The sequence below is a fragment of the Acinetobacter shaoyimingii genome (genome assembly GCF_011578045.1).
In the GTDB taxonomy this organism is placed as follows: Bacteria; Pseudomonadota; Gammaproteobacteria; order Pseudomonadales; family Moraxellaceae; genus Acinetobacter; species Acinetobacter shaoyimingii.
The window spans coordinates 2317823-2338507 of sequence record NZ_CP049801.1 but is presented as its reverse complement, the minus strand read 5'-3'; the positions used below and the strand labels follow the sequence as shown (position 1 = coordinate 2338507).

The following is a 20685-nucleotide window of genomic DNA, read 5'->3' as shown; positions in this document are numbered from 1 at the left end:
ATATGTTGAAGCGCAAATTTCGACAATGGTTAGGACAACGTTTTAAATTTGAACAGCAAAAAAAGCTGACTCAACGCGATATTTTGATCTTTATCTATCAGCAAGGTTATATCTATCTGGTGCTGATCTTGATCACGTTCATTGCAGGGATTAATTACGCCAATAACTTGATATTGGGATTTTGTTTTTTAATTAGCGCCATTTTATGTATTAGTTTCTATCTGACCTTTAAGCAGTTACATCAATTAGAGATTGAGATTGTTGTGCCTGAAGTTGGGCGGGTGGGTGATGCGCTACATGTTCAGATGTATTTCAAACAATCGGAGATTGCCACTCGATATTTGCGTGTCAAAGTGGCAGATGAAACGCATCGAGTTTTAGTATCAGAATCAGAAAAAAAATTGGTGTTCACCTTTAAGCCAGAACAAAGAGGGCAGTTCATTTTGCCTGATATTCAATTGTATTCGACTTATCCTTTAGGTTTGGTGCGAACTTGGACCTATTTTTATGTACAAAGTAAAATTTGGATTGCACCACAGCCTCAAGACTTTCAACAAGAACATGAGGTGGCCTCGGATGCAGGGCTACCTGATTTAGATGAATATCGAGATTTAAAGAATTATCAGCTGGGGGATGCATTGCAGTTGGTGTCATGGAAACAAGCTGCACGGGGTCAGGGGCTATATATCAAGCAATTTGAAAATCAGGTGGATTTGAATATTGTCACGATTGATTATGCGCATATGCCATCTGCGCTGCATGAAGAAAAACTAAAATTGATGATGGGGCTGGTGGATCAATGTGAACGTCAGCAAACGCCCTATATTCTAAAAATTAAAGATATTTTGCTGGAACAAGGCTGTGGTGAAAAACAGTATCTGGACGCAAAATTGTTGCTTGCGCAGGCCTAGAGATGAAAACGTCGATTCAGATTGCGATTATATTGATGCTTGCATTCATTTGGCTTGGGCAAGTGCTATTTTCTCCTTGGCTTTTAAGTCTCGCCTTTCTGTTGAATATCATTGCATTGATTGTTTTTTATCGAAAACAAAAGCATCAACCCGATCGTGAGTTTCCAAAATGGGTGAAAGGCATTTTTGTCCTCTTTTGTCTTTTAACCATTTTTGTGGCTTATCGAAGCTTTATTGGGGTGAGTGCAGGTACCTGTGTTTTAAGTGTATTTTTATTTGCGAAGGCTTTAGAAACACGAATAGAAGCGGACTCCAAACGTGACTTAATTGTACTGTTTAATTATGCACTTTTTGTGGCAGCAAGTTTGTTTTTACATAGCCAAAGCATTTGGATGGCAATTTTGGTTTTATGTGCGCTGATGAGCTGCTTGGTCGGTTTATATCGAGTTCAAACGGCTGAATTTGAACAAGCAAGACCGATATTACTTGCACTTAAAAAAGACGCAGGACATGTGTCCAAATTTATTGGTTTGGCCGTGCCATTTTTTATGGTGCTGTTTTTATTTTTTCCAAGATTCCCACCGCTGTGGCAAGTTCCAATTAAAACCGATGAGAGTGTGACAGGACTGAGTGATCGAATGGCGCCTGGTGATATAGCAGAATTATCACAATCATCTGAATTGGCTTTTCGGGTATTGGGGGACATTCAAAAACTACCCAATCGAAATGAAATGTATTGGCGTGCCATGGCATTGGATCGTTATGATGGCACAACATGGACTGGCAGTTTTATTCATTTACAGACCAAGCCAGTGACTTTGCCATCACAAAATCAGCATCGTTTGCATTACCAATACTTAACCACAGAGTCTAATCTTAAATGGATTACGGGTTTAGAACATTCGATACCACTTGATAGCCAATTTTCCCTACATTTAGATGGCGCAATCACGCCAAATCGAGCGATTAAACCGAATAAACCTGTAGATTTGTTATGGATTGGCGCTGGCGGTGAGCTTCAGACAAATCAGCTGAGTGATATTCAACATAGAATGTTATTAGATTACCCTAAGCATTATGATCCAGAAGCGCAGAAATTTGCTCGTAGCTTGTTTGCCACAAGTCAGAATGATCCCAAACAATATATTCAAAATTTATTAGCATGGTATAAATCCAATCATTTTGCTTACACCTTGAAGCCTGGCGTTATGGGTGAAAATCGTGTGGATGAATTTTTATTTAAACGTAAAAAAGGTTTTTGCGAACACTATGCATCAAGCTTTGTGCTGTTGTTGAGGTATGTGGGGATTCCTGCTCGTGTTGTCACAGGTTATCAAGGCGGTCAATACTCACCTGATGAAAAGAGTTGGGAAGTGCGCCAGCTCGATGCCCATGCATGGACAGAGGTTTATTTAGAAGGAAGATGGATACGTATAGATCCAACTGCAATGATCGCACCTGAACGCATCGATTTGGGAATGCAAGATTATTTGTCCAATGATCAAACCGCATTTGGCGACGAAGGGCAGTCAAATTGGCGTTATCAGCAATTTACGCTATTGAAAAATATGCGTGTGTGGAGTGATTACGTCAGTTTTCAATGGCAAAGTAAAGTCTTGGGGTATAACACAGATTCGCAGAAAAAATGGATGAGTCGACTCGGCTTAAACTCTAGTTATGCCTATGGATTACTCATTATATTGGGCATTGTGTTATTGACTCTTCTGTATTTGGGTTTAGGTCATTTGCACCGTCAACATGGATGCACTGCCGAGAAGCAAATCATCGATAAATTTAGTAAAAGCTTAAGTGCTGAGTATCATAAACAACTGAGTGAAACCTTCCAACATTGGATGAAAAGGTTGGCTTTGTGTGCTGATAATGAAAAATGTTTTGAGGATGCAAACCACGTTTTCCAACAGATTGTATATTTAAATCAAAATGATCCTGAAACGTTGAAACTTTTTTCGCAATTGCTTAAAGAATGTTCGAGTGTGTTAAAAAGCCATGAAAATGACTTGTCTTAAGCTATGAAAATGAATATGATTCTTTGCATTCTAGGTGTATAGCTCAGTTGGTTAGAGCGCTACGTTGACATCGTAGAGGTCTCCAGTTCGAGTCTGGATATACCTACCAAGATTTTGAAATAATATTGATGAAACCTCAAACGAATGTTTGGGGTTTTTTATTGCCCAATCATTTATAAATTTCGAAATATGTCTTAATTCAATTAAATTTTATAATAAATCTTTTAAATAAATTAAATTTTGAGGTGGTAATTATTTTTTAAATATTTATATTAAATTTATGAAATAAAAAAGAAATATTAAAATGGATCAACTCAATCCCAGTGATTTAAAGGCAATATTACATTCAAAAAGAGCCAATTTGTATTACTTGGAACATTGTCGTGTCATGCAAAAAGATGGACGAGTGTTGTATTTGACCGAAGCGAAAAATGAAAATCAATATTGGAACATTCCGATTGCAAATACGACCGTCATTATGCTGGGTACAGGCACATCAATTACACAAGCTGCAATGCGGATGCTTGCTAGTGCAGGGGTGTTAGTGGGTTTTACAGGTGGTGGTGGTACGCCATTATTTATGGGCTGTGAAATCGAATGGATGACGCCGCAAAGTGAATACCGTCCAACGGAGTATATGCAAGGCTGGATGCAATTTTGGTTTGATGAAGAAAAACGCTTAGAAGTCGCAAAACAATTTCAATTGGCGCGAGTTCAGTTTATAGAAAAAATTTGGGCTAAAGACCGTGATTTAAAAGATCATGGTTTTTATGTTGATGATTTGGATATTCAACAAGCCTTGGATGGTTTTGCTAAGAAAATTCCACACCCAACTAAAGTTGGTGATCTTTTACTTGCCGAAGCAGCAACCACCAAGCAACTTTATAAGATAGCAGCTACCCGTACGGGTTTGAAAGATTTTAGTCGAAATCCAGAACAGGGTGATTTGGCTAATGATTTTTTAAATCATGGCAATTATTTGGCCTACGGTTTAGCCGCAACCACACTTTGGGTGTTGGGTATTCCTCACGGTTTTGCAGTGATGCATGGGAAAACCCGTCGTGGGGCATTGGTCTTTGATGTGGCGGATTTAATTAAGGATGCAGTGGTTTTACCGTATGCCTTTATTTGTGCAAAAGAGAAAATAACAGAACAAGACTTTCGTCAGCAGATTTTACAGAAATTTACTGAGCATAAGTGTTTGGACTTTATGTTTGATCAAGTCAAAGCACAAGCTTGCAAAAATCATGATGTAGATGGGGAAGCATTATGATCGTGACCTTTATCAGTCAATGTGAAAAGAAAGCGATCCCTCGTACTCGGCGTGTACTGGATGCTTTTGCTGATCGGATTGGGGATAACACGTGGCAAACAGTGATTACAGAGGAAGGTCTAATTGCCGTTAAAAAGTTACTCCGTAAGACTGTGACCAAAAGTACAGCGGTGAGTTGCCATTGGATTCGGGGGAGACGTCGCAGTGAGTTGCTATGGATTGTGGGGAATCGGAATAAGTTTAATCGTGAGGGAATTGTACCTGTTAATACGACTAAGAAAAAGCTAGACCAAAATAAATGGGAAAATGATTGGTATTATTTACCTTTAATTAAAGCATTAGTTGCAATTTCTGCATTATTACATGACTGGGGCAAAGCTTCTGTTTTATTTCAAGAAAAACTCCAACCAAAAAGTAAAAATACTAAGAAAGGTGATCCTTTAAGACATGAATGGATTTCTTGTCTATTACTTCATGCGCTGGTGCAATCATCAGGAAATACCACAACGGATGAAGCATGGTTAAAACTACTGATTGAGCAAAATTGGCATGAAGATGATTTAAAACAAAAGGTTTTAACAGGTTTAGATCATACGAAAGCCTTAGATCAGTTACCACCTTTTGCACAATTGGTGGCATGGCTGATCGTTTCACATCATCGTTTGCCTGATTTAAAAGAAGAAGAACGTCGTAAAGATTATGCCAGTACAAAGCGAGAAACATTATCTGCAATGCTGAAAAGCATTAAAGCAGATTGGGGCTATCAAAATAAGTTTGATGATGAATATCAACAGCGCGTTTTAAAATGTTTTGAATTTGAGCAGGGCTTATTAAGCCAATCAAACCATTGGACGAAGCAAATTAAAAAATGGTCAGCACGCTTATTACAAGAAATTCAGCATCACACCATTATTTTTGATGATGGCAGTTGGCGTGTCATTTTGCATCATGCGCGTTTATGTTTAATGTTAGGTGATCATTATTATTCATCTTGTGATGCCGATACAAATTGGACAACATCACTGAAATTAATAGCAAATACAGATCGAAAAACAAAAGCACCAAAGCAATATTTAGATGAGCATTTGGTACATGTCAGTGATCATGCCATGAAAGTGGCGCAATCATTAAGTCGCTTAGCCGATGACATGGAACCTGCTTATGATATTGCAAAATTAAAAAAGAAAAGTCCTGATGGGTTTGAATGGCAAGATCAAGCAGTGAAAGTGATTCAAAGTTTTATCCAAAAAAATGAAGATGCTCAAAAACAAGGTTGGTTTATTGTCAATATGGCAAGTACGGGCAAGGGAAAAACCATTGCCAATGCCAAAATTATGCAGGCACTGTCGCCAAATGCAGATTCATTACGTTATATCCTAGCTTTAGGATTAAGAACTTTAACCTTACAAACGGGTGATTCTTATCGCAATGATATTGGCTTGCAAAATGATGAACTTGCGATATTAATTGGCTCGAAAGCTGTTCAAGAATTACATCAAAGAAACAGAGCAAAAGCAGATAAAAATGAGATCAATGTAGAAGAAATAGGTTCAGAATCACTCGAAACTTTATTAGACAATGAGCTAGATTATGATGTTCTACCACAAGCAGATTTTATGAATGTTTTATTTCCACAGAATCAAGCCGAAAAAAATAAAGCCTTTTTATATAAACCTGTTTTAGCCTGTACCATTGATCATATTATTGCTGCGACGGAGACCAAACGAGGTGGGAAATATATTTTACCGAGTTTGCGCTTATCATCTTCTGATTTAGTGATTGATGAAGTTGATGATTTCAATGGACAAGATTTAATTGCGATTGCGCGTTTAGTATATTTAACCGCGATGCTTGGACGTAAAGTGATGATTTCATCGGCAACGATTCCGCCTGCATTGGCGGAGGGCTTTTTTAATGCTTATCAGCAAGGTTGGCAACTCTATTGTGCCTTTAAAAAAATAAAAAAAACGCATGCTGTGGCCATGTGGGTGGATGAATTTAAAACCCAAATTACGATGGTTGAAGATGTTGAATATATTAAAGAATATCAACATGCCCATGAAAAATTTGTACACATTCGTACAGAACAATTGCAACAACAAATTATTAAACATAAAGCATATATTGTTGATTGTTCAGATTTAGTGGTTTCTAAAGAACAAGCGAAATTAGATGAAAGCATACAACAGCAGTATTTTGAACGGATTAAGCAACATGCTGAAAAACTACATTTAGCACATCATACAATTGATCAAAAAACTGGAAAAAAAGTGTCTTTTGGTGTGATTCGCGTTGCCAATATTCCACCATGCGTGGCATTAACTCGATTTTTACTCAATGCAGAATGGTCAGGGAATTTTGCACCTCGTGTAATGGCATATCATAGCCGACAAGTCATGCTATTACGTAGTGAACAAGAACGGCATTTAGATCAAGCGTTAAAGCGTAAAGAAAAACAAGGTGAACAACCGCAAGCATTTTTAGATACAGGGAATGACTGCGTGATTCGTCAGCATTTAGATCACACGAATGCCGAAAATGTGATCTTTATTTTAGTGGCAACACCTGTGGAAGAAGTAGGGCGAGATCACGATTTTGATTGGGCTATTGTTGAACCGTCTTCTTATCGTTCCATTATTCAATTGGCAGGGCGTGTTTTACGTCATCGGAAAATCAGCCAGGAGATTACTCAGCCGAATATTGCGTTAATGCAATATAACTTAAAGGGTTTAAGAGGGGCACAGGTCTCTTTTGAAAAACCTGGTTTTGAAATCAATAACGATAAATTTAAATTAAGCACGAAAAACTTATCAGAACTTTTAGATGATGATGTGAGTTTAGGCATTAATGCGATTCCTCGTATTCAAGCGAAAAATCCATTACAGGCTACGCAAAAATTGGCAGATTTGGAACATGCGGTTTTAGCAGACAGTTTGACAAGCTACCAAAAGGCAGGTGCAAAACCATTAAATGCTTGGCTGACGCAAACATGGTTTTTAACTGCTTTACCACAACGATTTGCGCAATTTAGACAGAGCTCACCCAGTATTCAGTTATTTTCAGTGTGGCAAGACCGTAAGTTTACGTTTTGTATTAAAGATGATCTTGGCAATTATATTAACCGCAACGGTTTTTATCAGATCACACATTTAGAGCTTAATGAATGTGAAAAATCACGCTTATGGTTAGATCGAAATTACAGCGACATTTTGCGTCGTATGGCGGTTGATTCTTTACAGGAAAATGAGGATATTGAAACAAAGATGGAAATATTATCAGAACGTTATGGGGAAATCATGTTGCCTGAATATGATGAAGATAAAGCGTTGTTATATTCAGATCAATTTGGGCTGATTGTCAAAAATTAAAAGATAAAGGAGGGGGATATGACAGCAAGTATTCATACTTTTTTAAACGAACGTAAAGACCTATGGTTAAAAGATCGATTAAAAAAAGCAAAAGATGATGCAGAAATTGCAGAGTTACAGCAACAAGCAGACGATAAATTTCATTTAAAAGAATGGTTACCTGATGCAGCAAAACGAGTAGTACAACTGTCGATGGTGAGTCATCCAAGTAAATTTAGTCATCCAAGTGCAAAAACTTCAAGCATTATTGCCCCTATATCTGGCAGCAAAGATGGTTATTTACGTACAGGTAATGTGGACTATCCATTAGATGTATTTGGTAATGCGGCTGCAATGGATGTGTATAAATTTTTATGTTTGTCATTAAGCAATGACCTTTCTGTTTTAGATGGTTTTGAGCAAGATGATCAAAATCTAAAAAATTTGATTCAACAATCTTCGTTAGATTTTGAAACATTGAAAACTAATTTTTTAATGATTAAACAAAATGATAGGACTAATAAAACGGATCATTTGATTAAACAGGTGTATTTCCCTGTTGCACAAAAGGAATATCACTTATTGTCAATTTTGACACCATCAGGATTAATCACCCGATTAAAGCAGAAAGTTGATCATATACGTTTTTCTGAGCCAACTAAACTAGCCAAAGAAAAACGTAAAAAAAATGAGCATGATGGAGAAGGCTATGCTGATATTTTTGATCTAACTGTAACAGCTTATGGTGGGACACAACCACAAAATGTCAGTGTATTAAATAGTCAAAATGCAGGACGATCATATCTTTTATCAAGTTGCCCACCAACGTTAGAAAAACGTGCTATCCCACTGCCTAAAACTGACTTCTTTGCACAGTGTTTATATCGCAAAAACTATCAAGACAGTTTTATGCAATTGCATAAATTTATGCAATTAGATTTAAACAATATCGATATTCGAACTGCAATACGCAACATCATTGGGTTTGTGATCGATCAAATTATATTACAGGCATTTACAATTCGTGAGACTTATCCTGAAACTTGGTCAGATCAAGAGTATTACGCTGGATTACCTAAATTACAGCGCATTTGGCTAGATCAACAGTATCAGAATGAACGAGAAAACGATGCTGAATGGCGCGATGAGATTAGCCAAAATATTGCCCGTTGGATTTTACGCAGTTATGAAAAAGCAATTAGTGATTCTTATACCTTGGGGGCGGGAGAATTATTAGATGTACAACAACAGGTAGAAAATTCATTGCAAAAAGCTAAGGAGTTCTTTTAATGCGTCAATTTTTATTGATCCCACATTTAAAAATCCATAATGCCAATGCAATGAGCAGTCCATATACCATTGGTTTTCCTGCAATGACGGCTTGGTTAGGTGCTGTACATGCGTTACAACGCAAGCTAAACAGCAAAAATACTGAGGTTGAACTGACAAAAATTGCGGTGAGTTGTCATGATTTTAATTTACAAACCTATAAGGGACGTGGTGACTTTGTCCATTCGATTGTAGGAACAGCAAATCCTTTGGATAAAGATGGCAATCGACCTGCCTTCATTGAAGAAGCACGTTGTCACTTAGACGTGTCTTTGCTGATTGAATGTGACAATATTGATCCTGATGAAAAAGCTGAATTTTTAGAGCTTGTACAGCAATTGGTTACAAGCATGAAATTTGCTAGTGGCGATGTGTTATCGGTTAAACCTTGTAAGATTTTAAATTTTGATGATGAAGAAGATCAAGCAAAACAACTTCGCCCAATTTTAAATCAATTAATGTTAGGACATGTGTTGATTGAGCGCCGTGATTTAGTACTACAAAGCATGAATGAAGGCTTAGATGCATTAGATGCGGTGTTGGATTATCTCAAAGTGACATATAGCTCAACCCAAGATGAAAATGAAAAAGTGACATGGACATCTAAGCGTAAAGCTCAAGGTTGGCTTGTGCCGATTGCAGTTGGTTTTCAAGGAATTTCTGAACTTGGACAAGCAAAAAACCAACGAGATGCCAATACCCCACACCGATTTGCTGAAAGCGTGCTGACTTTAGGCGAATTTGTTATGCCGTATCGGATTGAAAATATTGATCAACTGTTTTGGCAATATCATGTTGATTTAGAAAATAATTTATACCTTTGCCAAAACTTAACACAATCTATTTAACTTTATAAAAAAGGAGATTCATTCATGGCTAAAAATGAAAAAGCGGTTGCTAGCGTACTTGCATTTGAAAAAAAACTTGTGCCGTCAGATGGTTATTTTTATGGTGGTAATTGGGAAGAACTAAGACAAGCAGATGCTATTCGCCGTAATCCTATTCAATTAAAAGAATTTAATGAAACTCAGAAGAAAAAAGCCAAAGAAGACCAAGAGGTATTAGTTTCTGCAACGCCATTAAAATTAATTGAAAAATCTGTACGTGGCACAATTTCAAACCGTTTAAAACCTGCGGTTGCAAGTGACCCATTAAAACTGAATGCTGAAGTTGAAAAAGCCAATTTACAAAAAGTAGATGCATGTGCTTTAGCAGAGCATCAAGATACATTAAAAGTGGCTTTTACTTTAAAAGTTTTAGGGGGCATCGAACAACCATCCGCATGTAATAATGAAGCATTTCTAAATTCATATAAAGAAGTCGCTAAAAACTATATTCACACTTATGGATTTGCTGAACTCGCCAAACGTTATGCGCTAAATATTGCCAATGCACGTTTTTTATGGCGTAACCGTGTTGGTGCAGAAAAAATTGAAGTTGTGGCTACAGTTAATGATCAAGAATCGTTAACATTCAACGCCTTTGATTATAAGCTACATGATTTTGATACAGTTGATGAAAAAGTACAGAATTTAGCAGATCAAATTGCACAGACGTTAAAAGGTGAAATATCTTATTTACTGATTAAAATTGAAGCCTATGCTTTGGTCGGAAAATCTCAGGAAGTTTATCCAAGTGAAGAACTCGTACTTGATAAAGGCAAAGGAGATAAAAGTAAAATCTTATATCAAGTGAATGGCGTCGCTGCGATGCATTCACAAAAAGTGGGGAATGCTTTACGTACCATTGATACATGGTATCCCGAATTTGAAGAACAAAAATCAGCCATTGCAATTGAGCCGTATGGTGCAGTGACCAATTTAGGTAAGGCTTATCGTACACCTAAAGCAAAACAGGATTTCTTTAGCTTATTTGATAAATATGCATTAGGTGAATCTTTAGAAAGTGCAGAACAAGAGCATTATGTAATGGCTGTACTTGTGCGTGGTGGTGTGTTTGGTCAAAGCGGAAAGGACGCTTAATATGAAGTTTTATCAGGAAATTACCCTGATTGATCAAGCTGAAATCTCACCCTATTTTATTTGGTCAAAAATATATACACAGTTGCATATTGCATTGGCAGAAATAAAAGATGAGTCAGATAAGGTGAGTATTGGTGTTTCTTTTCCTCAGTATATTTTTGAGGGAAAAGCAGGAAACCAGAAAGCTAAGATTAATTTAGGTAAAAAGCTTCGTTTATTTGCAGAGTCTGAAGCTGATTTGAAGAAATTGGACATTCGACGCTGGCTTGAGCGTTTAGAAGATTATGTGCATATTACTTCTATTCGTGAAGTGCCTAGTGAAATCAAAAGTTATGCCATATTTAAACGTCAACAAGTTAAAACAAATGCTCAGCGTTTAGCACGTCACCGTGTAAAACGTGGAGATATAGGTTTTGATGAGGCATTAGCACGTTATAGCCAAGTTGTAACAACAACGGATTTGCCTTATATCCAAATGAAAAGCTTAACGTCTGATCAGCCTTTTAAGTTGTTTATTAAAAAACAAAATGCTGAAAAATCTGAAACTCAGGTTTTTAGCACTTACGGATTAAGTTCAGTGTCATCTGTACCCGAATTTTAACCCAATATTTTTATACTCTTTAACAATTTAATAAAATCAATAGGTTATAATAGTGGTTTGAAACTTGGGTCTTATAGTAGATTTAAGGTTTAAGTCATTGTTATAGCTTTATTTTTTGCTTTAAAATTACTGTTCACTGCCATATAGGCAGCTTAGAAAATCTCGTGAATACATCAACAAAACCACTGGAGGTTCACTGCCATATAGGCAGCTTAGAAATGAGACTGCAACACAATTGATTGCTAAGCTTGGTTCACTGCCATATAGGCAGCTTAGAAAATAAACACTTGCAATCATGACTCGTACTCATGGTTCACTGCCATATAGGCAGCTTAGAAAAGTTAGACGCAGTAACTTCCGCTTCTTCGGGAGTTCACTGCCATATAGGCAGCTTAGAAATTACCATCCTGAATGGTTTTAATTGCTTTCGGGTTCACTGCCATATAGGCAGCTTAGAAATGCAGCAGTTGCGCTTGTAGTTGTTCGCCACTGTTCACTGCCATATAGGCAGCTTAGAAAACTTCGTCGTGTTCTTTCTCGCCAACGTAGATGTTCACTGCCATATAGGCAGCTTAGAAATAATGAAGCAACACCAAAGGTCGGTAAAATCAGTTCACTGCCATATAGGCAGCTTAGAAACTTGATTCAATGGCAACTCGTCAAGCGTGTCAGTTCACTGCCATATAGGCAGCTTAGAAAATGAGCTATTATTTTCAAATTTTGTAGTTTGAGTTCACTGCCATATAGGCAGCTTAGAAATGCCCGTTTAAAATTGGAGATATTGGAATTATGTTCACTGCCATATAGGCAGCTTAGAAAAAGCGATGACCATGCAAGCCACATGTCAAGACGTTCACTGCCATATAGGCAGCTTAGAAAAAACATAAACTGCATGTTTCCAGATATACCACGTTCACTGCCATATAGGCAGCTTAGAAACTACAAAATTTTAGCTCCGATTCTTTAACCCTGTTCACTGCCATATAGGCAGCTTAGAAAATCATCGTGATTTTCTCTCAATACAATCATTGGTTCACTGCCATATAGGCAGCTTAGAAAAAGGCGGTGCATTTCTTAATTCGCTAATTTTGGTTCACTGCCATATAGGCAGCTTAGAAATGCAAAGTATTGAGTTTCATCATATCCTCTATGTTCACTGCCATATAGGCAGCTTAGAAATGGTTATCCAATTACGTTTTAGCAAAAAATAAGTTCACTGCCATATAGGCAGCTTAGAAATTGGATTTGGATATATCCAGGTTGTGACAAGCGTTCACTGCCATATAGGCAGCTTAGAAAGCAATGCCTTGATTGAATCCCTCAATCTTAATGTTCACTGCCATATAGGCAGCTTAGAAATTTATAACTAAAATGCCACTCACCCTTAATAAGTTCACTGCCATATAGGCAGCTTAGAAATTACACACTACGGCATTAGAATTTGTGAATCCGTTCACTGCCATATAGGCAGCTTAGAAAGCCAATTCCTACAAGACTTCATCAAACTAAACGTTCACTGCCATATAGGCAGCTTAGAAAGTCATAATCTGGATCTATATCAGCAACAACAAGTTCACTGCCATATAGGCAGCTTAGAAATGCTGATTATCAAATTAATTGGCAAACTCCTTGTTCACTGCCATATAGGCAGCTTAGAAATTCATGCTACACGCTCCACAGCTGTTCCATTTGTTCACTGCCATATAGGCAGCTTAGAAATATCATTGCTTCCCAAACATCACTATACTTAAAGTTCACTGCCATATAGGCAGCTTAGAAAGTAAGGACTATTTGGATTATAAATTTCAGGTAGTTCACTGCCATATAGGCAGCTTAGAAAAAGATTCGAAAAGGTGCAAATGCTGTCAATACGTTCACTGCCATATAGGCAGCTTAGAAACCACCCAATAACTCAATAATTTCGTTTAAACGGTTCACTGCCATATAGGCAGCTTAGAAAATATGTTGCATGGCTGTCGCAATGGGTAAAACGTTCACTGCCATATAGGCAGCTTAGAAAATAGCCATCCAAGAATGAACGATTATTTTGAAGTTCACTGCCATATAGGCAGCTTAGAAAATCAGCAAATTCCATCAAAATCGAAATCATATGTTCACTGCCATATAGGCAGCTTAGAAAAATAATTGCAAAAATAGCGGCAGGCAAAACAAGTTCACTGCCATATAGGCAGCTTAGAAATTGGATTTTGATCTATCCTGGTTGCGATAAACGTTCACTGCCATATAGGCAGCTTAGAAACACAGTGCCTTCAATGAATCCATAGTGTGCCGGTTCACTGCCATATAGGCAGCTTAGAAATTTTGGGATAAATATAAATAAATAAATAAATGGTTCACTGCCATATAGGCAGCTTAGAAATCTTGAAAGAATTGGAATGTTCGCAAGGGCAAGTTCACTGCCATATAGGCAGCTTAGAAATTAAAGTATGCTGACGAAGAAACATTAATTGAGTTCACTGCCATATAGGCAGCTTAGAAAATTCGCAGATAACAGGGAACCAATCACATGCAGTTCACTGCCATATAGGCAGCTTAGAAAAGCCAATGATTTTAATGCACTATCAGCACTATGTTCACTGCCATATAGGCAGCTTAGAAAACACTCGAAAGTTGAATGCAGATGAAACGTGAGTTCACTGCCATATAGGCAGCTTAGAAATTCGTCCGCTGTTTGAGCTTCAATGCTACCAGGTTCACTGCCATATAGGCAGCTTAGAAAAGCGTGCTTCAGCGCAAAATCGTGTTGAAAACGTTCACTGCCATATAGGCAGCTTAGAAAAAATAAGTCTGATCAAGGTGTGAAGAAGAAAGGTTCACTGCCATATAGGCAGCTTAGAAATATTGTAGGGGGATTTATGCTTTTTTTACTTAGTTCACTGCCATATAGGCAGCTTAGAAATTTAAAGAAGGTTTAAATTTCTCGTGTGACTCGTTCACTGCCATATAGGCAGCTTAGAAATATGAAAGATAGCGAAATCATACACGCTATGAGTTCACTGCCATATAGGCAGCTTAGAAAATTGACCATATATATTCACCGTAAGAATCTTCGTTCACTGCCATATAGGCAGCTTAGAAAATGAACACCTAGACGTACCATTGTTGCAACAGGTTCACTGCCATATAGGCAGCTTAGAAATTTAAACCATTCAATATTCTCTGAATGTATATGTTCACTGCCATATAGGCAGCTTAGAAACACCAGATGATGAGAATATTCAGCAAGCATTTGTTCACTGCCATATAGGCAGCTTAGAAAGCTACGTGTGGGCTATATTGATGGTGACATTAGTTCACTGCCATATAGGCAGCTTAGAAAATTTATTACACTTAGTACCTTACGCTGTTACTGTTCACTGCCATATAGGCAGCTTAGAAAATAACCCTCACTTATTTAAATATATCTTTATTGTTCACTGCCATATAGGCAGCTTAGAAAAGTTGTTACCGTTGTATCAACAGAATTAACACGTTCACTGCTATATAGGCAGCTTAGAAATTACTCACATTTGCTTTATTCGTAACTTCTGTGTTCACTGCCATATAGGCAGCTTAGAAACAACGTAATCCATTGATAATCAACGGTGGATTTGTTCACTGCCATATAGGCAGCTTAGAAAGAAGTCAGCTCAAGCTATAGTGAATAAACAATGTTCACTGCCATATAGGCAGCTTAGAAAAAAATAAAATTTTAAAATCGATCATTTCTGTCAGTTCACTGCCATATAGGCAGCTTAGAAAAAAAGGAGAAATCTATTACTATAAAATTATAGGTTCACTGCCATATAGGCAGCTTAGAAAAAGATCATTGCAAGCAGTGATATAGCCTTGTGGTTCACTGCCATATAGGCAGCTTAGAAAAGATATAAAGTCAGGCGCATTAGTAACTTTTGGTTCACTGCCATATAGGCAGCTTAGAAAAATACAAACGGTATTCCACCGTTGCAAAATCCGTTCACTGCCATATAGGCAGCTTAGAAAAGTTGATAAATTCCCGAACGACACGCCATTCCGTTCACTGCCATATAGGCAGCTTAGAAATTTCTAGACGCTAATACTATGGTTTTCATTTAGTTCACTGCCATATAGGCAGCTTAGAAATACCTCATAGTCATTGGTTTTATACAGTACAGGTTCACTGCCATATAGGCAGCTTAGAAATTACCTACACTTTTTTTGACAAAACCCTCGATTGTTCACTGCCATATAGGCAGCTTAGAAAGTTATGCGATACCAGCTCGCTTTCTTTCCAAAGTTCACTGCCATATAGGCAGCTTAGAAAAACAGTCACAGGTGGCGTGGTTACATTACCTAGTTCACTGCCATGTCGGCAGCTTAGTCACTTATTCTGTATATTGTTTTTCATGTGTATGATGAATAGACATTAATTTAAGAAAAAGGAAGAGCAATTGCTCTTCCTTTTTTTTTGCTGATATAGATGACCAATCTCAATATCTGACATTATTCAAACTTGATCATTTTTTCCAAGAGCTAAAATTATTTGTTTTGTCCCAAACTGGTAAATTTATCAGGTACAATCACCATCGTATTTAAAGTGCCTTTTTCAGCAGCTTTCAGCAAAGCTTCTGCTTTAGTTTTTTCAGCTTCAGCCCGCAGTAAATCCACATATTTATCAGATGCATTTTCTGCCAAAACTTTTTTAATTTCTGTTTCAACACGAGCAGTTTCAAGCTCATTTTGCTTGGTTTTTAATGCATTTTGAGAGTTCACAATTGCCAGTGATGAGTTCAAAATAGACTGAGGCGGAGATACCTTTAAAATGTTAATTTCATTGACTTTAACAAAGCGATCTTTATTTTGAGACTTTAGTTTTGAATTGATACTGTTTTTTATTTCAGTTTCAATTTTTGCACGGTTATCATTCACTTCTAAAGCTCTATATTTACTCACCACATCATTAATCGCAGAATTAGCAACATATTGAACATATTGCCCTAAAAGATAAACATCACCATCATCGGTAATAATATGTTGTGATTTTTCAGTCTTATATGCGATAGCTGCATTTTCAGGAACGATCCCATAATTGACCTTAAGCTGAAAATCTTGCATAGGAATCTTTTCAATCACAATCGGTTGAGAGTCGACATTTAAAACCAGATTACGCTTAGACACTTTAATGACATCGCCAATTAAAGTTTGATGTAAACCTTGACCCAAAATCACATCTTCGATTTCACCGCTAAATGTTTGACGAATACCAACGTCAGCATCAGTAATGCGAGTGAAACTAAAAAGCAAAATAACGAAAACAGCTATCACAACCATGAGCAGAAAACTGCCCATAAAAAAAGTATTTGAATTACGCACTTATTTGTCCTTTTATTTTAATTTAAAAATATTTTAATCATGAATGTAGGCGCATTTTCATACTTTTATGCACAAAATCAAAGCGTTTTTTTTAATAGGTGAAATGTGCTAATTTATACTAAGAACAGATACAATGCTTTCAAATGAAAACATAAAAAAGACGGATTGTGGTATGAGTGCTAGAACGCATTTCTGAAATATCAACAGACCCAATAATTAAGCTATGGTTTTTATATATTTTATAACAATACACTGTAAAGGCGAGTTGGTTATTCGATGCGATAAACAGTCCATCACATGATGCGATTGATCTGTATTTATACAGACCTTGGTTGAATATTAATCAAGATGCCACATATATAGTATAGATGTACTAGATGAGCAAAAAAATCAACAGACAAAATTGATGCTTTAGCTCAAACCGATGACTCTATTTAAAAGATTATATTCGCATTGATTCGACAAGATGAGTTGAGTAACTGGATCTTAAAATAGTGGACATTCTTTAAGCATGAAATCTGGATGATCTGATGGTTCTGAGTGTCGGTATTTTAAGCGATTTGAATCACTATCATTTTTAGAAATGTCGAAATTTAGCTAGGAATATGACAATACGGTACATCATTGTTGACTGAGATGCGATGAAGGTCGATACTCTCATTGTTTTTTTTAGCAATCGGTTCGTAAGATCTGGGCCAAAAGCTCGGCTCTTAAAACTCAATTCAAAGCAAGGGGCTATATATGGCTGGTGGAAAGTCAAAAATCATTTACACACTGACCGATGAGGCGCCATTATTGGCGACTTACTCGCTACTGCCGATCATTGAGACCTTTACTAAGCCTGCTGGCGTAGAGATCGTTAAAAGTGACATCTCTGTAGCTGCACGTGTACTCGCAGAATTCTCTGAATACCTTAGCGATGAACAAAAGGTAACCGACAACCTTGCAGAGCTAGGTCGTCTAACTCAAGATCCAGATACTAATATTATCAAACTTCCAAATATTAGTGCTTCTGTTGCTCAGTTGACAGCTTGCGTTAAAGAGCTTCAGTCTAAGGGTTATGCAATCCCTGACTATCCAGAAAATCCAGCGACTGAAGAAGAAAAAGCACTTAAAGTACGTTTTGGCAAATGCTTGGGTTCTGCTGTAAACCCTGTATTGCGTGAAGGTAACTCAGACCGTCGTGCTCCAGCGGCTGTTAAAAATTTTGCGAAAAAACACCCGCACTCTATGAGCGAGTGGAAGCAATGGTCACAAACTCACGTTTCACACATGGACGAAGGTGACTTTTACCATGGCGAAAAGTCGATGACTTTAGACCGTGCGCGTAATGTGAAAATGGAACTCATCACCAAGAGCGGTGAAAGCATTGTTCTTAAGCCAAAAGTTGCGCTTCAAGATGGCGAAATCATTGACTCAATGTTTATGAGCAAAAAAGCACTTTGCGATTTCTACGAGAAAGAACTTGAAGATTGTCGTGAAGCAGGCATTTTGTTCTCTTTACACGTTAAAGCAACCATGATGAAAGTTTCACATCCGATCGTATTCGGTCACTGTGTGAAAATTTACTATAAAGAAGCTTTTGAAAAACACGCGAAATTGTTTGATGAGCTTGGTATTAACGTCAACAACGGTATGGCTGGTCTTTACGAAAAGATCGAAACTTTACCAACTTCTCAACGTGAAGAAATCATCCGTGATTTACATGCTTGTCAAGAACACCGTCCTGCACTTGCAATGGTTGATTCTGCAAAAGGCATCACTAACTTCCATTCTCCAAACGACGTGATTGTAGATGCTTCTATGCCTGCAATGATCCGTTCTGGCGGTAAAATGTGGGGTTCTGATGGTAAGCAGTATGACTGTAAAGCAGTAATGCCAGAGTCTACTTTCGCACGTATTTACCAAGAAATGATCAATTTCTGTAAATGGAATGGTAACTTCGACCCACGTACTATGGGTACAGTGCCAAACGTTGGTTTGATGGCGCAAAAAGCTGAAGAATACGGTTCACACGACAAAACTTTTGAGATCACTGAAGCGGGTGTTGCGAACATCACAGATCTTGAAACAGGTGAAGTGTTGATGTCTCAAAACGTTGAGGAAGGCGATATCTGGCGTATGTGTCAGGTAAAAGATGCTCCGATTCGTGACTGGGTGAAACTTGCAGTAACACGTGCACGTAACTCTGGTATGCCTGCAATCTTCTGGCTTGACCCGTACCGTCCACATGAAAATGAATTGATCAAGAAAGTTGAAAAATACTTGAAAGATCATGACACTGATGGTCTGGACATTCAAATCATGTCTCAAGTGCGTGCAATGCGTTATACACTTGAACGTGTAGCTCGTGGTCTAGATACAATTTCTGTGACAGGTAACATCTTACGTGACTACCTTACAGATTTGTTCCCAATCATGGAATTGGGTACTTCAGCGAAAATGTTGTCTATCGTTCCGTTAATGGCGGGCGGTGGTATGTACGAAACAGGTGCTGGTGGTTCTGCGCCTAAACATGTACAGCAACTTGTTGAAGAAAACCACTTACGTTGGGATTCTTTAGGTGAGTTCTTGGCACTTGCTGTATCTCTAGAAGAGATGGGCATTAAAGAAAACAATGCGAAAGCAAAACTTCTTGCTAAAACTTTAGATCAAGCAACAGGTCAATTGTTGGATAACAACAAGTCTCCATCACGTCGTACTGGCGAGTTGGATAACCGTGGTAGCCATTTCTACCTTGCTAAATTCTGGGCTGAAGCACTTGTTGCACAAGATGAAGATGCTGAGTTAAAAGCGAAATTTACACCACTTGCAAAAGCACTTGCTGAAAACGAAGACAAGATCCTTGCAGAACTTGCTGAAGTACAAGGTAAAGCTGTAGATATCGGTGGTTACTATGCAGTTGATACTGCGAAAGTAGATGCTGTTATGCGTCCAAGTGCGACTTTGAATGCAGCTATTGCAACTTTAAACTAATCTGAAAACATCAGTTCTTTTTGAACTTATGGTAAAAAAGCCGATGCAATAGCATCGGCTTTTTGTAACATTATATTTAAATGTATACGCATGTATATTTAACATTTGTTGGATATCAAGGTATTGATAAAGATTTATAGTTAATGATAACTAAGTATATAATAAAATTAAAATTGATAATTAATGCACATTTGTGTAACATTGGGTTATACAGTGAATAAAATATGTTAAAAAATGAAAACAATATTCATGTTGATCGTATGTTTGTGTGTTGTTTGGGTTGGTTATGCGAACTTCCAAAATTCCGAACATCAAAAAATACAAAAAATGGATCAACTTATTGACACTACAGCGAGAAGTCAATAGCAATGGTTTAGCCATGCTGGGCAATTTTAATTGTCCAGCTTGATGTGGCTCTGTATTTTAGAAGTTAAGTTTATATTTTCATTCAATATGTTCATTCAAACGATTTTTAGAGTTACGTGAATATTCTTATATATTCGATACACCATAGATGCCATATCTAATGGTTTAGTTAAATACCGCTTTATGTCATTGCTTATACATGACTTAAAATTTTATCTATATTATTTGAGCGTATATTTAAGGCTTTAGCCTGTTAGACATGCTTCTTGTGGAGATGGTTGTTTTCATATTTAGATCTAACGGTTGAATGAAACTTAAGGTCCTTTAATTTTATAAATTGTAATCAAGTAGGGGTGCTGGTGAATAATCATTCAACTTAGCATATAAAAAAAATAAAACAGTATGTTATAATTTGTAAAATCAAATCCGTAAGTAATACTTGGTTCTCCTGCTAAGTGTAAGTTTTAAAAGCTGCTGAAATGCAGCTTTTTTAGTTAAAAGTTATTTATCGGAAATGTCAT

General features: G+C 37.3%; 10 protein-coding genes, 1 tRNA gene and 1 CRISPR repeat array. Of the genes, 10 read left to right on the top strand and 1 reads right to left on the bottom strand.

Annotated features, from left to right (window positions below):
* Positions 1-5: 5 nt before the first annotated feature.
* The 9 genes from G8E00_RS10470 (at position 6) to cas6f (ending at position 11470) form a co-directional block, all read left to right on the top strand.
* Positions 6-911, top strand: a complete 906-nt coding sequence (locus tag G8E00_RS10470; RefSeq protein WP_166010024.1) for a DUF58 domain-containing protein — start codon at positions 6-8, stop codon at positions 909-911.
* A gap of 2 nt (positions 912-913) precedes the next feature.
* Positions 914-2938, top strand: coding sequence for a transglutaminase family protein (locus G8E00_RS10465; RefSeq protein WP_166224407.1), 2025 nt, complete (start codon positions 914-916; stop codon positions 2936-2938).
* 32 nt (positions 2939-2970) lie between these two features.
* Positions 2971-3047 (top strand) — tRNA-Val (locus G8E00_RS10460).
* 195 nt (positions 3048-3242) lie between these two features.
* Positions 3243-4211, top strand: a complete 969-nt coding sequence (cas1f, locus tag G8E00_RS10455) for a type I-F CRISPR-associated endonuclease Cas1f (protein ID WP_166224404.1) — start codon at positions 3243-3245, stop codon at positions 4209-4211.
* Complete coding sequence (gene cas3f, locus G8E00_RS10450) at positions 4208-7579, top strand: type I-F CRISPR-associated helicase Cas3f (RefSeq protein WP_166224401.1); 3372 nt, start codon at positions 4208-4210, stop codon at positions 7577-7579. Before cas1f ends, cas3f begins: the two co-directional genes overlap by 4 nt.
* Before the next feature lie 18 nt (positions 7580-7597).
* Positions 7598-8848 carry a type I-F CRISPR-associated protein Csy1 gene (csy1, locus tag G8E00_RS10445; protein WP_166224398.1) on the top strand — a complete coding sequence of 417 codons (1251 nt, stop codon included), beginning with the start codon at positions 7598-7600 and terminating at the stop codon, positions 8846-8848.
* Positions 8848-9735 (top strand): type I-F CRISPR-associated protein Csy2, encoded by an 888-nt coding sequence (gene csy2 / locus G8E00_RS10440; protein WP_166224395.1) that lies wholly within the window; start codon positions 8848-8850, stop codon positions 9733-9735. Before csy1 ends, csy2 begins: the two co-directional genes overlap by 1 nt.
* Before the next feature lie 24 nt (positions 9736-9759).
* The gene (gene csy3 / locus G8E00_RS10435; RefSeq protein ID WP_166224392.1) at positions 9760-10869 is read left to right on the top strand and encodes a type I-F CRISPR-associated protein Csy3; all 1110 of its coding nucleotides are present in this window, start codon (positions 9760-9762) and stop codon (positions 10867-10869) included.
* Between the two features lies 1 nt (position 10870).
* Positions 10871-11470: a type I-F CRISPR-associated endoribonuclease Cas6/Csy4 gene (cas6f, locus tag G8E00_RS10430; RefSeq protein ID WP_166224389.1), complete on the top strand. Its 600-nt coding sequence runs from the start codon at positions 10871-10873 to the stop codon at positions 11468-11470.
* A 131-nt stretch (positions 11471-11601) separates the two neighbouring features.
* A CRISPR array of direct repeats spans positions 11602-15833; the repeat unit is 28 nt; unit sequence GTTCACTGCCATATAGGCAGCTTAGAAA.
* A 155-nt stretch (positions 15834-15988) separates the two neighbouring features.
* On the opposite strand, the gene G8E00_RS10425 is transcribed toward cas6f, so the two are convergent.
* On the bottom strand, positions 15989-16822 hold the full coding sequence (locus G8E00_RS10425) for an SPFH domain-containing protein (protein ID WP_166224386.1): 834 nt from the start codon (positions 16820-16822) through the stop codon (positions 15989-15991).
* Positions 16823-17563: 741 nt separating this feature from the next.
* On the opposite strand from G8E00_RS10425, the gene G8E00_RS10420 reads away from it, so the two are divergent.
* Entirely contained in the window at positions 17564-19798 is a 2235-nt protein-coding gene (locus tag G8E00_RS10420) for an NADP-dependent isocitrate dehydrogenase (protein ID WP_166009174.1), read from the top strand.
* The last annotated feature ends 887 nt before the right edge of the window (positions 19799-20685 follow it).

Coding starts and splice junctions, on each gene's coding strand:
- G8E00_RS10465 (WP_166224407.1), top strand. CDS start 914: ATGAAAACGTCGATTCAGATTGCGATTATATTGATGCTTGCATTCATT.
- cas1f (WP_166224404.1), top strand. CDS start 3,243: ATGGATCAACTCAATCCCAGTGATTTAAAGGCAATATTACATTCAAAA.
- cas3f (WP_166224401.1), top strand. CDS start 4,208: ATGATCGTGACCTTTATCAGTCAATGTGAAAAGAAAGCGATCCCTCGT.
- csy1 (WP_166224398.1), top strand. CDS start 7,598: ATGACAGCAAGTATTCATACTTTTTTAAACGAACGTAAAGACCTATGG.
- csy2 (WP_166224395.1), top strand. CDS start 8,848: ATGCGTCAATTTTTATTGATCCCACATTTAAAAATCCATAATGCCAAT.
- csy3 (WP_166224392.1), top strand. CDS start 9,760: ATGGCTAAAAATGAAAAAGCGGTTGCTAGCGTACTTGCATTTGAAAAA.
- cas6f (WP_166224389.1), top strand. CDS start 10,871: ATGAAGTTTTATCAGGAAATTACCCTGATTGATCAAGCTGAAATCTCA.
- G8E00_RS10420 (WP_166009174.1), top strand. CDS start 17,564: ATGGCTGGTGGAAAGTCAAAAATCATTTACACACTGACCGATGAGGCG.